At 44.9% G+C, this 15,732-nt stretch carries 15 protein-coding genes; 14 read left to right on the top strand and 1 reads right to left on the bottom strand.

Annotation, left to right across the window (positions count from 1 at the left end; all coding sequences use genetic code 11):
• Nucleotides 1–231 precede the first annotated feature (231 nt).
• The 14 genes from fabV to AC27EZ_RS15930 all read left to right on the top strand — a co-directional run bounded on the left by fabV (nucleotide 232) and on the right by AC27EZ_RS15930 (nucleotide 15,409).
• On the top strand, nucleotides 232–1,410 hold the full coding sequence (gene fabV, locus AC27EZ_RS15865; protein ID WP_487136257.1) for an enoyl-ACP reductase FabV: 1,179 nt from the start codon (nucleotides 232–234) through the stop codon (nucleotides 1,408–1,410).
• 428 nt (nucleotides 1,411–1,838) lie between these two features.
• Nucleotides 1,839–3,179 (top strand): Na(+)-translocating NADH-quinone reductase subunit A, encoded by a 1,341-nt coding sequence (locus tag AC27EZ_RS15870; protein ID WP_487136258.1) that lies wholly within the window; start codon nucleotides 1,839–1,841, stop codon nucleotides 3,177–3,179.
• A gap of 3 nt (nucleotides 3,180–3,182) precedes the next feature.
• Nucleotides 3,183–4,385 carry an NADH:ubiquinone reductase (Na(+)-transporting) subunit B gene (locus AC27EZ_RS15875; RefSeq protein ID WP_487136259.1) on the top strand — a complete coding sequence of 401 codons (1,203 nt, stop codon included), beginning with the start codon at nucleotides 3,183–3,185 and terminating at the stop codon, nucleotides 4,383–4,385.
• A complete protein-coding gene (locus AC27EZ_RS15880) occupies nucleotides 4,375–5,139 on the top strand; it encodes a Na(+)-translocating NADH-quinone reductase subunit C (protein WP_487136260.1) in 765 nt (254 codons plus the stop codon). Before AC27EZ_RS15875 ends, AC27EZ_RS15880 begins: the two co-directional genes overlap by 11 nt.
• 10 nt (nucleotides 5,140–5,149) lie before the next feature.
• Nucleotides 5,150–5,782: an NADH:ubiquinone reductase (Na(+)-transporting) subunit D gene (locus tag AC27EZ_RS15885; RefSeq protein ID WP_487136261.1), complete on the top strand. Its 633-nt coding sequence runs from the start codon at nucleotides 5,150–5,152 to the stop codon at nucleotides 5,780–5,782.
• A 3-nt stretch (nucleotides 5,783–5,785) separates the two neighbouring features.
• The gene (gene nqrE / locus AC27EZ_RS15890) at nucleotides 5,786–6,394 is read left to right on the top strand and encodes an NADH:ubiquinone reductase (Na(+)-transporting) subunit E (RefSeq protein ID WP_487136262.1); all 609 of its coding nucleotides are present in this window, start codon (nucleotides 5,786–5,788) and stop codon (nucleotides 6,392–6,394) included.
• 20 nt (nucleotides 6,395–6,414) lie between these two features.
• The gene (nqrF, locus tag AC27EZ_RS15895; protein WP_487136263.1) at nucleotides 6,415–7,647 is read left to right on the top strand and encodes an NADH:ubiquinone reductase (Na(+)-transporting) subunit F; all 1,233 of its coding nucleotides are present in this window, start codon (nucleotides 6,415–6,417) and stop codon (nucleotides 7,645–7,647) included.
• A 66-nt stretch (nucleotides 7,648–7,713) separates the two neighbouring features.
• A complete protein-coding gene (locus tag AC27EZ_RS15900; RefSeq protein ID WP_487136264.1) occupies nucleotides 7,714–8,742 on the top strand; it encodes an FAD:protein FMN transferase in 1,029 nt (342 codons plus the stop codon).
• A 9-nt stretch (nucleotides 8,743–8,751) separates the two neighbouring features.
• A complete protein-coding gene (gene nqrM / locus AC27EZ_RS15905) occupies nucleotides 8,752–8,985 on the top strand; it encodes a (Na+)-NQR maturation NqrM (protein ID WP_487136265.1) in 234 nt (77 codons plus the stop codon).
• Nucleotides 8,986–9,168: 183 nt separating this feature from the next.
• Nucleotides 9,169–9,639: a prepilin-type N-terminal cleavage/methylation domain-containing protein gene (locus AC27EZ_RS15910; protein ID WP_487136266.1), complete on the top strand. Its 471-nt coding sequence runs from the start codon at nucleotides 9,169–9,171 to the stop codon at nucleotides 9,637–9,639.
• A 138-nt stretch (nucleotides 9,640–9,777) separates the two neighbouring features.
• On the top strand, nucleotides 9,778–10,857 hold the full coding sequence (dinB, locus tag AC27EZ_RS15915) for a DNA polymerase IV (RefSeq protein WP_487136267.1): 1,080 nt from the start codon (nucleotides 9,778–9,780) through the stop codon (nucleotides 10,855–10,857).
• Entirely contained in the window at nucleotides 10,850–11,092 is a 243-nt protein-coding gene (locus tag AC27EZ_RS15920) for a DUF1653 domain-containing protein (RefSeq protein ID WP_487136268.1), read from the top strand. Before dinB ends, AC27EZ_RS15920 begins: the two co-directional genes overlap by 8 nt.
• A 110-nt stretch (nucleotides 11,093–11,202) precedes the next feature.
• On the top strand, nucleotides 11,203–12,051 hold the full coding sequence (locus AC27EZ_RS15925) for an MBL fold metallo-hydrolase (RefSeq protein ID WP_487136336.1): 849 nt from the start codon (nucleotides 11,203–11,205) through the stop codon (nucleotides 12,049–12,051).
• Between the two features lie 181 nt (nucleotides 12,052–12,232).
• Entirely contained in the window at nucleotides 12,233–15,409 is a 3,177-nt protein-coding gene (locus AC27EZ_RS15930; RefSeq protein ID WP_487136269.1) for a glycoside hydrolase family 2 TIM barrel-domain containing protein, read from the top strand.
• 36 nt (nucleotides 15,410–15,445) lie between these two features.
• On the opposite strand, the gene AC27EZ_RS15935 is transcribed toward AC27EZ_RS15930, so the two are convergent.
• The gene (locus tag AC27EZ_RS15935; RefSeq protein WP_487136270.1) at nucleotides 15,446–15,664 is read right to left on the bottom strand and encodes a VF530 family protein; all 219 of its coding nucleotides are present in this window, start codon (nucleotides 15,662–15,664) and stop codon (nucleotides 15,446–15,448) included.
• Between the last annotated feature and the right edge of the window lie 68 nt (nucleotides 15,665–15,732).

Here is a 15,732-nt window from a genome sequence, read left to right on the forward strand (position 1 = left end):
TTTCTTAGTAGCACTGCGTTTATATGAAAACTCATGATGATGTAAGTAGCTAATTTTCAAAGACATGGGTAATAATAAGAACGGTCGTTAAACGAGGTTACGTTTTCGGTTTTCATTCACTGCGTGAGAAACGTTGTTGCAATGCGCAGGTTACTTAAGCGCATCTGCTCCGAGTTGTTAAACGCCCATGCATGTTTACAATACGCGCACGCTAATAAAAGGAAAATGAATATGGTTATTAAGCCTAAAGTACGAGGCTTTATTTGCACGAATGCTCATCCTGTGGGCTGTGCAGCATCGGTTGCAGAACAAATTGCTTATATTGAAAGCAAAGGAAACATTGGCGAAGGCCCTAAAAACGTGCTTGTGATCGGCAGCTCTACTGGATATGGCTTAGCATCGCGTATTACATCAGCATTTGGATATGGTGCAAACACGCTTGGTGTTTGTTTTGAAAAGGCACCGACCGAACGTAAAACCGGGACTGCAGGCTGGTACAACACGGCCGCGTTTCATAGCGAAGCGAAAAAGAAAGGCGTGTATGCAGATACCATTAATGGCGACGCGTTTTCTGATGAGATAAAAGCACAGGCTATTGAAAAGATTAAAGCCGAGATGGGTAAAGTGGACCTCGTAATTTACAGTTTGGCGTCGCCTCGTCGTACCGACCCCGAAACTGGAGTGACATATAAATCGACGCTTAAGCCAGTGGGTCAAGCGTACACCACCAAAACCTATGACACCGATAAAGACAAAGTGCATGACGTGTCGTTGGAACCTGCCAATAACGACGAAATCTTAAATACGATAAAAGTGATGGGTGGCGAAGATTGGGAACGTTGGATGGACTTCCTGCGTGACGCCGACGTACTTGCTGAGGGCTGCAAAACCACAGCTTACACCTATATTGGCAAAGAGCTAACATGGCCAATTTACGGCCAAGCGACCATTGGTAAAGCAAAGGAAGACTTAGATCGAGCTGCTGCGGCAATCATAGGTAAAAATAGTAAGTTACTGGTACAAGCTAACGTTAGTTCGTTGAAAGCATTGGTGACTCAAGCCAGTTCAGCAATCCCCGTCATGCCCTTATATATTTCTTTGATTTACAAAGTAATGAAAGAAGAGGGAACGCACGAAGGGTGTATTGAACAAATTCATGGGCTTTTCACTGAATGCTTATTTGGTGATACTCCCACGCTAGATGAAGCGAATCGATTCCGCATGGACGGAAAAGAAACCAATGATGCAACACAAGCTAAGATTAAGGCGCTATGGGACCAAGTTACCCAAGAGAATTTTCATGAGTTGAGCGACTATAAAGGCTACCACCATGAGTTCTTGAAACTTTTCGGTTTCGACATTGATGCTGTTGATTATGAACGAGATGTTGAGATTCAAATAGATTGGTAGTGCTTGAAACCACCTGTACATTTAAAAGCCGTCTTAATTGACGGCTTTTTAACACCTAATAACGGGATGTGAGTTAAAAAATTTACATTAAATTGTAGAAATTTTTAGCTTTAATCGTGATTTGCATGGCACAAACCCATTTGTTAATGCTAAAATCCCGACATTAAGTGGGGGGCTTATCTACCTTCACTCAACAGCAGCAGTGATTGCGCCGATAAAACCATAAAAAGGTGTAAAATTCTGATGTTGGTCTATAACAAATAAACGTCACGGTTAAAAAGTAACCAGGCTGTGACAACGTAGCAAGTTCCGTCATTCAAATAATTAAAGGTGTTTAACACCTGTTTTTAATGCTTTTTTGCATGCTGACAGGCAGGTTTACTGCGGTCATGCAAAAGGGTATTTCTATTAGAGTAGTGCAATTACATATGATAAAAATCAAGAAAGGTCTCGACCTCCCAATTGAGGGAGCGCCGAAACAGGAGATTGCTGAAGCGTCTGCTGTATCGCGCGTTGCCATTCTGGGAGAAGAATATGTGGGTATGCGCCCTACCATGCACGTCCAAGTTGGCGATGTAGTGAAGAAAGGTCAGGTTCTTTTTGAAGACAAAAAGAACCCTGGCGTTAAATTCACTGCCCCAGCTGCGGGTGAAGTGGTAGAGGTTAACCGTGGTGCAAAACGTGTTCTGCAATCAGTAGTTGTTAAAGTAAGCGGTAGCGATACCGTCACTTTTGACACCATTGCTGCTGATCAGATTGCGAGCGCGTCACGTGAGCAACTTCAGTCAATCCTCGTTGAGTCTGGTATGTGGACAGCGTTACGTACGCGCCCATTCAGCAAGGCTCCAGCGCTAGATTCTGTCCCAAGTTCAATCTTTGTTACAGCGATAGACACTAATCCGTTAGCGGCAGATCCTGCTGTTATCATCGCTGAACGCCAAGACGATTTCGTTAATGGTCTTAGAGCGTTGACACAGTTGAGCGGCGGAAAGGTCTTTGTGTGTAAAGCACCAGGTGCTTCAGTAGCTACTGGCGATGCAGCCGTAGACGTTGAAGAATTTGGCGGCCCACACCCTGCTGGTCTTGTTGGTACACATATCCATTATCTCGATTCTGCTGGTCTTGGCAAAATCGTATGGCATGTAAACTATCAAGATGTGATGGCGATTGGTGCGTTGTTAACAACAGGTGAGCTAGATAACCGTCGTGTTATTTCGCTAGCAGGTCCTGCTGCAACTAACCCTCGTCTTGTTCGCACGGTTATCGGTGCCGACCTTACTGAACTTACCGATGGCGAACAGGCCGACGGTGACGTACGTGTTGTTTCAGGCTCAGTACTTAACGGTACAACTGCACAAGGCGTTCACGGCTTCTTAGGTCGTTTCCACACCCAAGTTTCACTACTAAAAGAAGGTCGCGAGAAAAAATTCCTAGGCTGGATTACTCCAGGTTCGGACAAACACTCAGTGACACGTGCTTACCTAGGACACCTAGGTGGTAGCAAGAAATTTGATATGACAACAACTACCAATGGTTCTGAACGTTCTATGGTTCCAATTGGTAATTATGAACGCGTTATGCCCCTAGATATCATTCCTACGCTTCTGCTTAGAGACCTGATTTCTGGTGATACTGACAGTGCTCAGACGTTGGGTTGTTTAGAATTGGATGAAGAAGATTTGGCATTGTGTACTTATGTATGCCCTGGCAAATACAACTATGGTCCTATTTTACGCGACTGTTTGGCCACGATAGAGAAAGAGGGTTAAGTCATGGGTTTAAAAGCGTATTTAGAAAAAATCGAACCGAACTTCGAGCCGGGTGGTAAGCATGAAAAGTGGTATGCGCTTTATGAAGCAGCGGCAACCATCTTTTATACGCCGGGTAAAGTAAACAAAGCAAACACGCACGTGCGTGATAGCATCGACCTTAAACGCATTATGATCATGGTATGGATGGCAACATTCCCAGCTATGTTCTTTGGTATGTACAACATCGGCTTTCAAGCGCAAGACGCTATTGCTGCTGGTGCAGGTACACTGCCAGATACGTGGCAAGCAGGTTTATTCACTGCTCTTGGTGGAGACTTATCTAACGCCGGCGTTCTAGGCATGTTCTTCTACGGCGCGTGTTTCTGGTTACCGATTTATGCCACTACCTTTATTGTGGGTGGTTTCTGGGAAGTACTTTTCGCATCAGTGCGTAAGCATGAAGTTAACGAAGGTTTCTTCGTAACCTCAGTACTTTTCGCATTAACGTTACCTGCAACCATTCCGTTGTGGCAAGTAGCACTAGGTATCACCTTCGGTGTTGTTATCGCAAAAGAAGTATTTGGTGGAACAGGCCGTAACTTTCTTAATCCAGCACTATCTGGCCGTGCATTCCTTTACTTTGCTTATCCTGCTCAAATCTCAGGTGACCAAGTATGGGTAGCAGCAGATGGTTACTCGGGTGCAACATCACTAAGCCAGGCGGCGTCAGGTAATCTTGACTATGCAAACATGGACTTGTGGATGAACAGCTTTATCGGAACGATTTCTGGTTCTGCTGGTGAGGTTTCTGCATTGGCTATCATGATTGGCGGTTTGTTTATCATGTACATGCGTATTGCAAGCTGGCGAATTGTTGCTGGTGTAGCATTGGGTGTTGCCTTCTTCGCAACGCTGCTTAATGTCATTGGTAGCGATACCAATACAATGTTTGCAATGCCTGCATACTGGCACTTCGTTGTGGGTGGACTTGCCTTTGGTATGTTCTTTATGGCGACAGACCCAGTATCTGCATCATTCACTAACCAAGGTAAGTGGGCATACGGCTTCTTCATTGGTTTTATGACAGTACTGATACGCGTCCTTAACCCAGCCTTCCCAGAAGGTGTGATGCTAGCAATTCTTTTTGCTAACTTGTGGGCGCCATTGTTCGACTATTTTGTCGCACAAAGCAATATCAAGCGGAGGGTAGCACGTGTCGGCTAAGAAAGAATCTTTAGGCAAAACGGTAGGTATCGTTGTTGCAGTATGTTTAGTTTGCTCGATTGTAGTATCAGGCTCAGCCGTTGGCTTGCGCTCGTTACAACAGACTAACGCGGCGTTGGACAAAAAGAGTAATATCTTAAACGCAGCAGGTTTGTACGAAGTGGGTATGAGCAACAGTGTTATTGAAAGCACTTACAGCGAACGAGTAGAACAGCGTTTCGTTAATCTGGAAAAAGGCACGTTTGTTGACGCTCCTCAGCCAGATTACGATATGTATAAAGCAGCAAAGCAAACTGAATACAGCACACAAGTAACAAACAGCAATGTTGGTTTCCAACGTCGTCCAGACGTTGCTAGTGTTTATTTAGTACGAGACGCTGCAGGTGATGTATCTCGCGTTATCCTACCTGTCCATGGTAGCGGCCTTTGGGACCTCATGTATGGTTTCTTAGCGCTAGACGCTGACGGTCAAACCGTACGAGAGCTAATTTACTATCAGCAAAAAGAAACCCCAGGATTGGGTGGTGAAGTGCAAAACCCTGCATGGCAGGATAAGTGGGACGGCAAGGAATTATACGAGAATGGCGAAGTGGCTATCCGTGTAGTGAAAAACGCTAACCCAAGCAATCCTCACACAATCGATGCGCTTTCAGGTGCGACCCTTACTAGTAACGGTGTTGAAAACACAGTTCGTTATTGGGTAGGTGAGCAAGGCTTCGGCCAGTTCCTGAAGAACCAAGCATGGCGTTCATAAGGGAAGTCTCATGGCAGATACTAAAGAAATGAAAAAGGCCCTCTTTGGGCCAATCGTGGACAACAACCCAATTGCCCTTCAGGTTTTGGGGATTTGTTCAGCACTGGCAATTACTACTAAGCTTGAAACAGCATTAGTAATGTCATTAGCGCTCACTACGGTTGTAGCGTTCTCAAACTTGTTTATTTCACTTATTCGTAACCAGATTCCATCAAGTGTTCGAATTATTATCCAGATGACGATCATTGCGTCTTTGGTAATTGTGGTAGACCAAATTCTAAAAGCGTATTCGTATGAAATATCGAAGCAGCTGTCAGTATTTGTTGGTCTAATTATTACTAACTGTATTGTAATGGGTCGCGCTGAAGCATACGCGATGAAGAGCCCACCATTGATGAGCTTCTTGGATGGTATTGGTAACGGTTTAGGTTACTCGTTCATTCTTGTTGTTATCGGTACAATTAAAGAACTATTTGGTTTTGGTACTATCTTAGGCTTTGAAATTCTTCCATTAGTTCAAAATGGGGGTTGGTATCAAGGTAATGGGTTGTTAATTTTACCATTCAGTTCATTCTTCTTAATCGGCGGCATGATTTGGTTTATCCGTACCATTCGCCCAGAGCAAGTAGAACCTAAGGAGTAAGTCATGGAACATTATTTGTCGTTATTTGTTCGCTCAATCTTTGTTGAGAACATGGCGTTATCACTTTTCTTAGGTATGTGTACCTTCTTGGCGGTCTCTAAGAAAGTTAAAACTGCAATGGGTCTCGGTGTTGCGGTAATCGTTGTATTGGGTATCTCAGTACCGGTTAACCAAATTATTTACGTTAATATCCTTGCCCCAGGTGCGCTTGCATGGGCAGGCTTCCCTGACGCTGACTTAAGTTTTCTTAACTTCTTAACCTTCATCGGCGTTATTGCTGCGTTGGTACAGATATTAGAAATGAGTTTGGATAAGTTCTTTCCCGCGCTATACAACGCACTTGGTATCTTCCTACCGCTAATTACAGTTAACTGTGCAATTTTTGGTGGTGTAGCATTTGCCGTTCAACGTGAATATAACTTGACCGAAAGTGTCGTTTACGGCGTAGGAAGTGGTATCGGTTGGGCAATCGCTATTGTGCTATTGGCCGCTGTACGTGAAAAGCTGAAATACGCTGACATGCCTGATGGTATTCGTGGTCTTGGATCGGTATTCATGATTGCGGGTCTTATGGCGTTAGGCTTCCAGTCATTCACTGGTATTCAGCTTTAATCGAGCTCGGGAGCATTTAAATGAATAACGTAGAAATTTATCTAGGCGTCGGCATGTTCATTGCCATTGTATTGGCACTAGTATTCATCATCATGTTTGCCAAGTCTAAATTGGTACCAAGCGGTGACGTTACTATTACCATTAATGGTGATCCGGACAAAGCTATTAAAACTGCGCCAGGCGGCAAGTTGCTAGGTGCACTTGCAGATGCTGGTTACTTTGTATCTTCAGCGTGCGGTGGCGGTGGCTCTTGCGGTCAGTGTCGTGTGGATGTGCATTCAGGTGGTGGTGAGATTTTACCAACTGAGCTTGATCACATCACAAAAGGTGAAGCCCGCGAAGGCTGCCGTTTGTCGTGTCAGGTTGCGATTAAGCAAGACATGGAAATCGAACTTGAAGAGTCGGTGTTTGGTGTTAAGAAATGGGATTGCGACGTTATCTCTAACGATAACAAAGCAACGTTCATCAAAGAACTTAAGCTTAAAATTCCTAACGGTGAAAGTGTTCCTTTCCGTGCTGGTGGTTATATTCAGATTGAAGCCCCTGCGCATCACGTTAAGTACAAAGAGTTTGAGATCCCAGACGAATATCGTGGCGATTGGGAACGTTTTGGCTTCTTTGATATTGAGTCTAAAGTTGACGAAGAAACTATTCGTGCATACTCAATGGCGAACTACCCAGAAGAAGAAGGCATTATTATGCTAAACGTGCGTATTGCTACGCCGCCGCCTAATAACCTAAGCCTACCTGCTGGTAAGATGTCATCGTATATTTGGAGCCTTAAAGAAGGCGACAAAGCGACTATCTCTGGTCCATTCGGTGAATTCTTCGCCAAAGACACAGACGCAGAAATGGTGTTCGTAGGTGGTGGTGCGGGTATGGCTCCAATGCGTTCACACATTTTCGATCAGCTTCGTCGTTTGAAGTCTGACCGTAAGATCAGCTTCTGGTACGGTGCTCGTTCACTTCGTGAAATGTTCTATGTAGAAGATTTCGATGAGCTTGCAGCAGAAAATGAAAACTTCAAATGGCATGTAGCGCTTTCAGATCCTCAACCTGAAGATAACTGGGAAGGCTATACTGGCTTTATTCACCAAGTGCTTCTTCAGAACTACCTGAAAGATCACCCCGCGCCAGAAGATTGTGAGTTCTACATGTGTGGACCACCTATGATGAACGCAGCCGTTATCAACATGCTAAAAGACCTAGGTGTTGAAGACGAGAACATTATGCTAGATGACTTTGGTGGTTAATCTAAAAGCATACGATTAAAGAAGGGGGCATTAGCCCCCTTTTTGTTAAGTAAAAAGGGTAACAACGTGATTCGATTTTATGCTCGTATAGCGCTAGCAGTGATAGCGTTCAGCATTCTTATATTGGCTAGCTGCAGTGAAAAGGCACTCCCTGTTGTTCATTTGCAAGGTCAAACAATGGGCACAACTTATAATGTAAAATATGTGCTAGAGAGCGAAACACCAAAGGAAGGGCTTCAGCAAGAGATGGATGCCCGTTTAGTGGATATAAATAAACTTATGTCTACCTATGACCCGACGTCTGAATTATCGCGCTTTAACCAATATCGCTACACTGACAACTTTGCCGCTTCACCAGACACTTTGTTTGTTGTTAATGAAGCATTGCGATTAGCAAGTTTAAGTGGGGGGGTGTTAGACGTCACTGTAGGGCCGCTTGTGAACCTTTGGGGTTTTGGTCCGACGAAGCGTCCAGAAAAAGTGCCAAGTCAGGCAGACGTTGATGCAGTGCGTGATTACGTAGGGTATACGAAATTATCGACGACTGGGTCTGGTCTTCGAAAGAGTAACCCGATGCTTTATGTCGATTTATCGACAATCGCAAAAGGTTACGGTGTGGATGAAGTTGCTGCGATACTCGACAAACATAACATTACTAACTACCTTGTTGAAATTGGTGGTGAGATGCGTGTCACAGGGCAGCGAGGCGATGGCAGCGAATGGCTTATTGCGATAGAAAAGCCAGTGACTACTGAACGCGCGGTGCAAAAAGTACTCTCAATAGGGACGAATGCTGTTGCAACATCGGGCGACTACCGAAATTACTATGAAGAAGACGGAAAGCGCTATTCGCATCTTATTGACCCAACAACGGGTTCGCCCATTTCTCATAATTTGGTGTCGGTTACCGTGATACATCCTTCTTCCATGACCGCTGACGGGCTTGCAACGGCATTTAACGTAATGGGATGGGAACAGGCAAAGGCGCTTGCAGAGCAAGAACAACTTGCTGTATTCCTAATTCGTCGCGTTGATGACGGTTTTGAAGAGTATGCATCGCCAGAATTTGATAAACTGGTAACAGTTCATAATTAAGAGGTAGGTATGTCTACATTTATTCTCGCATTTGGATTCTTTTTAGCCATGGTTGCGGCGATGGCCGTGGGTTATATCGTGCAGCGAAAATCAATTTCTGGAAGCTGTGGTGGTTTGGGTGCATTAGGCATTGAAAAAGCCTGTGATTGTCCAGAGCCCTGCGATCGTAAAAAGTCACGGATGGAAAAAGAAGAAGCCCGTCAGAAGAAATTGAATGAATGGAAGCAAAATCAAATTCTATAGTATTTGATGAACGTTACTTCTAGATGAAAACGCCGCGTAGGTACTCTACGCGGCGTTTTTGTTATTAGACTGGCTGCGATAACGTAAATGTCTGGCGTAAATGATCTTTTCACGCGCCCTTGGCTCGTATAGTATCGTATATCTACACCATTTTTATCTATTCTGCAGTTGGATAATGCGCTTATGAAAGTAAATGTAAAAGGGTTCACGTTAATAGAACTCATTATCGTGATTGTTATTCTAGGCATTCTAGCTGTCACAGTAGCGCCTAAATTAGTCAATTTAGGCACAGATGCCCGTATCGCTACGCTTGAGTCAACCGAAGGCGCAATGCGCACCGCATCGGAATTAGTTAATTACAAAGCACGTCTTGAAAACAAAACCGATTGTAGTGCCGATCCTACCGTCGAACTTGCTGGGCAAACTATTACCCTTCGCTGTGGTTTTCCATGTCCGCACCCGAGTGGCATCGCAAATGCCATGGATGTTAGCGACGGACTAACGTGGGGCGGCGGTAACTGCGCCGGACGACTTGGGAATATCAATCTTACGTTAGACGATGCCCCAGACCCGGCTAATTGTCGTGTGAGATACGCTGCCGCGCGTTCGGAAGATGGAAAACCTATTATTGATGTAACCACAAGTGGCTGCTAAAAACCCTTAGTTGCGTTATGTAATCAACCGTCGCGCTGGTATACCGCTTCGTTAGCCGCTATTATACTGTTCTTTTGTACAGTTTTGCGTTTAACGGTTTGTGCAAGCAAATCGATAAATGCGGCAATGCGAGTATCCATGCGAAAAATTATCCACGTTGATATGGATTGTTTTTATGCCGCGGTTGAAATGCGGGATAACCCAGCGCTTCAAAATATCCCTATCGCTATTGGCGGAAGCTCAGATAGACGGGGAGTGATATCAACCTGTAACTATCAAGCCCGCAAGTTTGGCGTACGCTCTGCAATGGCGACCGCTTATGCGTTAAAACTGTGTCCTGATCTTACTGTGGTTAAGGGGCGCATGGACGTTTATGCCAACGAGTCTCAAAAAATTCGAAAGATATTCTCTGACTATACCGACCTTATAGAGCCATTGTCGCTTGATGAAGCCTATCTTGATGTAACCGATAGTCAGTTTTGCGGTGGAAGTGCGACGCTAATCGCCGAAGAAATACGCGCAAGGATCCAACAAGAGTTGGGACTAACTGCATCTGCCGGGGTGGCGCCATGTAAATTTGTTGCCAAAGTAGCAAGCGATGAAAATAAGCCCGATGGAATTTGTGTTATTACTCCAAGTGAGCTTGACGACTTTGTTAGGCGCATGCCCTTAAAAAAAATACCCGGCGTTGGAAAAGTTACCATGCAAAAGCTTCAGCGTCTGGGGCTAAACACCTGCGACGATGTTCGCTCATACCCTTTTGAACGGATACAGAAAGAGCTGGGTAAATTCGGGAGCGTGTTGTGGGAACGTGCACATGGTATCGACGAGCGCGAATTGTCTGTATCGAGAGAGCGCAAATCCATAGGAGTTGAGCGTACACTCAGTGACGATATTCATACCCTTGATGAGGTAAAAGACTTTTTACCTCATTTACTCGATACATTGAACACGCGCATTGAAAACCATAGTAAACGCACCGGAAAGCAGGTTAGATTGCGGACACAAGGTGTAAAGCTAAAGTTTAACGACTTTCAACTTACCACGGTTGAACATCGCCATGTGACATTAGAAGCAGGCTACTTTGAAACGCTAATGGAAGAAGCGTTTGAGCGCGCGAAGGGCCGCGGCATTCGCCTCGTTGGTTTGCATATCGGGCTGGCCAGCAACCATACTACTTTGCAATTACCGCTACCTTTTGAGGATAACAATGACTAAGCAATTATTAAAAGCACCAGGGCGCTACAGACATTATAAAGGCAATGATTATGATGTTTACGAGGTGGCGACACACTCTGAAGATGAAAGTAAGTTGGTGGTTTATCGTCCGTGTTATGGTGAACGTGCATTATGGGTCCGCCCGCTGACGATGTTTACAGAAACGGTAGAGGTCGACGGTGAATCGGTTCCTCGCTTTGCTTACGTTGGCGATATTCCCGATGATGAAAAATGATCTGAAAGGCACAAATAGTCATAAATAGAATCAATAAAAAAGGCCATTAGCGGTCGGTAAGCCCTACACTAAGGAATATTAATATGAACAATGTGTTATCACGCAGTGCCATGCTGCTGTCAACCGTGTTTACGATGTCGTTTGCATCAAACACACTAGCGCAAGACCGCTTTGCCAATGTTGAAGTAAAAGCAACTCCCATAAAAGGTGCAGTGCATATGATCACTGGCATGGGGGGCAACATAGGCGTGTCTGCGGGAGAAGACGGTGTACTTATTATCGATGACCAGTTTGCCCCGCTTGCTGAAAAAATAGCAGCACAGCTAGGTGAGCTCGGAGATGATAAACCAAAGTACGTAATAAATACGCACTACCATGGCGACCACACTGGGTCGAACGCATTTTTCCATAGTCATAAGGGAGCAACGATTTTTGCCCATGAAAATGTGCGTATACGCCTAGCGAGCGACGAAAAGATAAAACCAGAAGCGTTGCCTACGGTCACTTATGATGATGGCATAAAAATATACTTCAACGGAGAGACCGTTCACGTTATGCATTTGCCAGTAGGGCATACAGACGGTGACAGTGTAGTGTGGTTCGAGCAGCCAGATGTGTTGCACACGGGTGACTTGTACTTCAATGGTATGTTTCCTTACATTGACCAAGGCGCTGGCGGAAACGTAGAAGGCTATATGGAGTCGGTACAGCATCTGCTAGACAAGATAGATGACGATACTGTTATCATCCCAGGGCACGGAATGGTTAGTAACAAAGCAGAATATGCCGCCTTTCTTGAAATGATTCGTAGTACGTTTAACGATGTAAAAACGCGTAAGGCCCAAGGCAAGTCGCTAGACGATATCAAAGCAACAGGGTTAGATGAAAAATGGAAGCGCTATAACTGGAATTTTATTACTGAAGAAAAGTGGATAGCCACCCTCTACAACGACGCGTAACACTGTTCATTTTATTGAAAAGGGGGATGCAGCTCCCTCTTTTCCTTTCCTCTTTTGTTTTATATCGCCTCATCGGATCCAGTCATAAGTAACGATTAATTAACATTTCGACACGAATAGGTTTACTTTGGGTAAACGTTTTCCTACCATGGGGTTATTATGGTTACTTCGAGACTCTTTGATGAAAAGTTCACCCGTTGCGTTATTGTTGGCTGTATGTGTGCTGTTCGCTTCTTATACAACATCGTTTGCGAGTACCGCATCGTCGTCAAGCACCCCTGAGTTATGGGAAAATCCGTCGGTTTTTGCACAAAACAGGCTTCCCGCACGTGCGCATTTTTATGCTCATACTGAGTCGCAACAAGGTTTTCTTTACACACCGTGGCATAGCAATGACTATGTAAACTTAAATGGCGAGTGGTCGTTTCAATTTGCACCATCGCCGTTTCTCGAACCTCGCAACTTTTATGATGTGGCATTTAATTCAAAAGGGTGGGGCACAATACAAGTGCCTGGAAATTGGTCGTTAAACGGGTATGGCGTGCCTAATTACGTTAACATGCGAGCCGATTTTGCCGATGCGTCACTGAATGGTGCACCGCCAGAAGTAGGCAAAATTCCACATGATGAAAATACAACAGGGCGCTACCGTCGCAGCTTTACCTTACCTGAAACATGGGAAGACGATAGCGTTATCGCCTATTTCGGGGGCGTTAAATCGGCGTTCAAAGTGTGGGTTAATGGGCACTATGTTGGGTATTCTCAAGACAGTAAAACCGCCGCCGAGTTCGATATTTCAAATGTGGTGACGCCGGGCGAAAACATTATCGCGTTAGAGGTATACCGTTGGTCAGACGGAAGCTTCTTAGAACTTCAAGATATGTGGCGCTTAAGCGGAATAGAGCGGGATGTTTTCCTTTACCGCGCACCTTCTACTCGTATTCGCGATATTCATCTAAACACAGACCTAACCGAAGATTATAGCCAAGGCCAATTTGCAGCCTCTATTGAGATAACTGGAGAGCCTTCACTAAATCGTTATGTCGATATCACAGTTTTTAACGACACAAATGGCATCGTACACCGTACCAAACAGCAGGTGAAACGACAAGCAGGCGCAATGCAAGCAATCATCCCTGAAACGGTACTCACTAACGTTGCACTGTGGAATCACGAATCACCTACGCTTTATCCTGTCAGGGTTCGGTTAGTTGATGAAAAAGACGCATTACAGCAAGAAGCGTGGTTGCGTGTTGGTTTCAGGCGCAGCGAGTTAAAAAATGGGAATGTGTTAATCAATGGAAAGCCCGTTTTGTTTAAAGGCGTTAATAGGCATGAACACGACCCCGTAACTGGACATGTGCTAAGTGAAGCATCAATGCGAAACGATTTAATCTTAATGAAGTCGTTAAATATTAACGCGGTGCGTAATTCCCACTACCCTAATAATGCCACCTGGTATGCACTTGCTGATGAGTTAGGTATATATGTTGTCGATGAGGCGAATATCGAGTCACATGGCATTGGTGCTGCGAACCAAGGGCATAGCTACAACCAAGAAAAACATATGGTTAATTTACCATCTTGGAAGGCCGCTTACGAAGACCGCATCAGCAATATGTACGAAGCCAGTAAAAACCACGCATCAGTAGTAATGCTTAGTTTAGGGAATGAAAGTGGCGATGGTCCTAACATTGCACATTTATACGACTGGCTAAAAGCAAGAACGTCTTTGCCAGTCATGTCAGAACAAGCACAGCTTCGTCCACATACAGATATGTATGCACAAATGTATGCGTCTTTGGAATTAATGGAGAGCTTTGTTGAAATTGGTGATGAGCGTCCCATGATCCTGTGTGAGTACGAACACGCAATGGGTAACTCTGTCGGCAATCTTAGTGAATATTGGGCGTTAATTCGCAAACATAAAGCGCTTCAGGGCGGATTTATTTGGGACTGGGTTGATCAGACCATTACGACAAAAACAGCGTCAGGTATCGAATTTCAAGGCTACGGCGGTGACTTTGAAGCGCAGGGCCAATACCATGACGGCAACTTCTCCGCGAACGGCCTGTTAACCGCTACCCGTGAGTTTCATCCCCATGCTTTTGAAGTTAAATCGGTATATCAAGATATCACGGCCACACTTTCTACTGACCATGAAAATGTTGTAACGGTTGAAAACCGCCGTTTCTTTACCGCCTTGGACGATGTGGATATGCAATGGGAGTTGCTCGCCGATGGGATTATTGTTGATAGCGGTATTTACAACACATTGGATACGCCTGCACGTTCATCTGAAAACATTAAGCTGGCGATGGCGCATACGTTTTTACCTGGTGTTCGCTATCATTTAACCTTACGGTTTATGCTAAAAAATGCGCGCCACGGGTTGCAGCAAGGGCATGAGGTGGCAGTCGTACAGTTGGTCTACCCTGTTAAAGATAATGCTAGTCCAAGCAACCACGCTGAGCGTAGCGGCGAGCTCTCGCTTACAAAGCACCAAACGCAGTGGGTGTTGCAGCACGACCAAACACGCTTTGCTATTGATACAAATACGGGTTGGCTATCGTCAATTACGCAACAAGGCACAGCGTTAACGCGCTCTGAATTGTTACCTTGGTTTTGGCGAGCGCCGACAGATAACGACTTTGGTGAAGGGTTTCCTCAGAAAAGTAAAGTATGGCTAGATACTGCAAGCCATGCAGAGTTAGTGTCATTAACATCTAAAAAGAGTACGACGGAGATTACGGTTGCTACCGAGCATCGTTTGCCTACTGTTGAAAGTCGTTATCAAACGACGTACACGCTAAATAAAAATGGCTCGTTGGAAGTTGATGTTTGGTTTCTTGCCGCACCTAATCAATTTTATGCCGCCCTTCCGCGCATAGGATACCGCTTTCAATTGTCTGGCGATTACGACTCGGTGGCTTGGTTTGGGCGTGGGCCCCATGAAAACTACTGGGATCGTAAAAGCTCAGCCTTGTTTGGGCGTTACGCCATGCCGATCAAAGCGTTAGCGCATGATTATGTTCGGCCACAAGAAAACGGGCATCGTAGTGATGTTTATGAAGTGAACTTTGTCAGTAGCGCTAACGATACGCTGCCGGTGGTAACTATAACGGGTCTGCCTACCATTGGCTTCAATGCTGAATATCGCGATATTCTAAACTACGATATATTGGAAAAAACCAGTTCGCATCCGCACAGTATTCCGTTGCAAAGCGCGCCGTTTATCAACATTGATTACAAACAAAGAGGAGTGGCTGGAACTGACTCTTGGATGACCCCACCGCTGTTTAAATACACGTTACCATGGCGTGATTATCACTATGGCTTTACGTTATCGGTAAACTAACGGAACGGCACGAGCGCAAGTGACAGTGGCTTGCGCTTACTTGCTGAAAGTTTGAATATAAAGCTGCTCTACTTTGTCTCGAGCCCATTGTGTTTTACGCAAAAATTTCAGTGAAGATTTCACCGACGGGTCACTGCTGAAGCAGTTTATTTTAATGCGATAGTATAGACCGTCCCACCCATAGCGTTCGTGTAACTGAGTGACAATTTTTTCAAGGGTAAGCCCGTGTAAGGGGTTATTAGGTTGTTCGTTCATGGCAGCACCAAGCAGTATTGTTGATGCAATATTACCATGTCAGGCAGCGCATGCGTACACTCAGTTGT

The organism is Alteromonas sp. 4NH20-0056 (assembly GCF_057539655.1).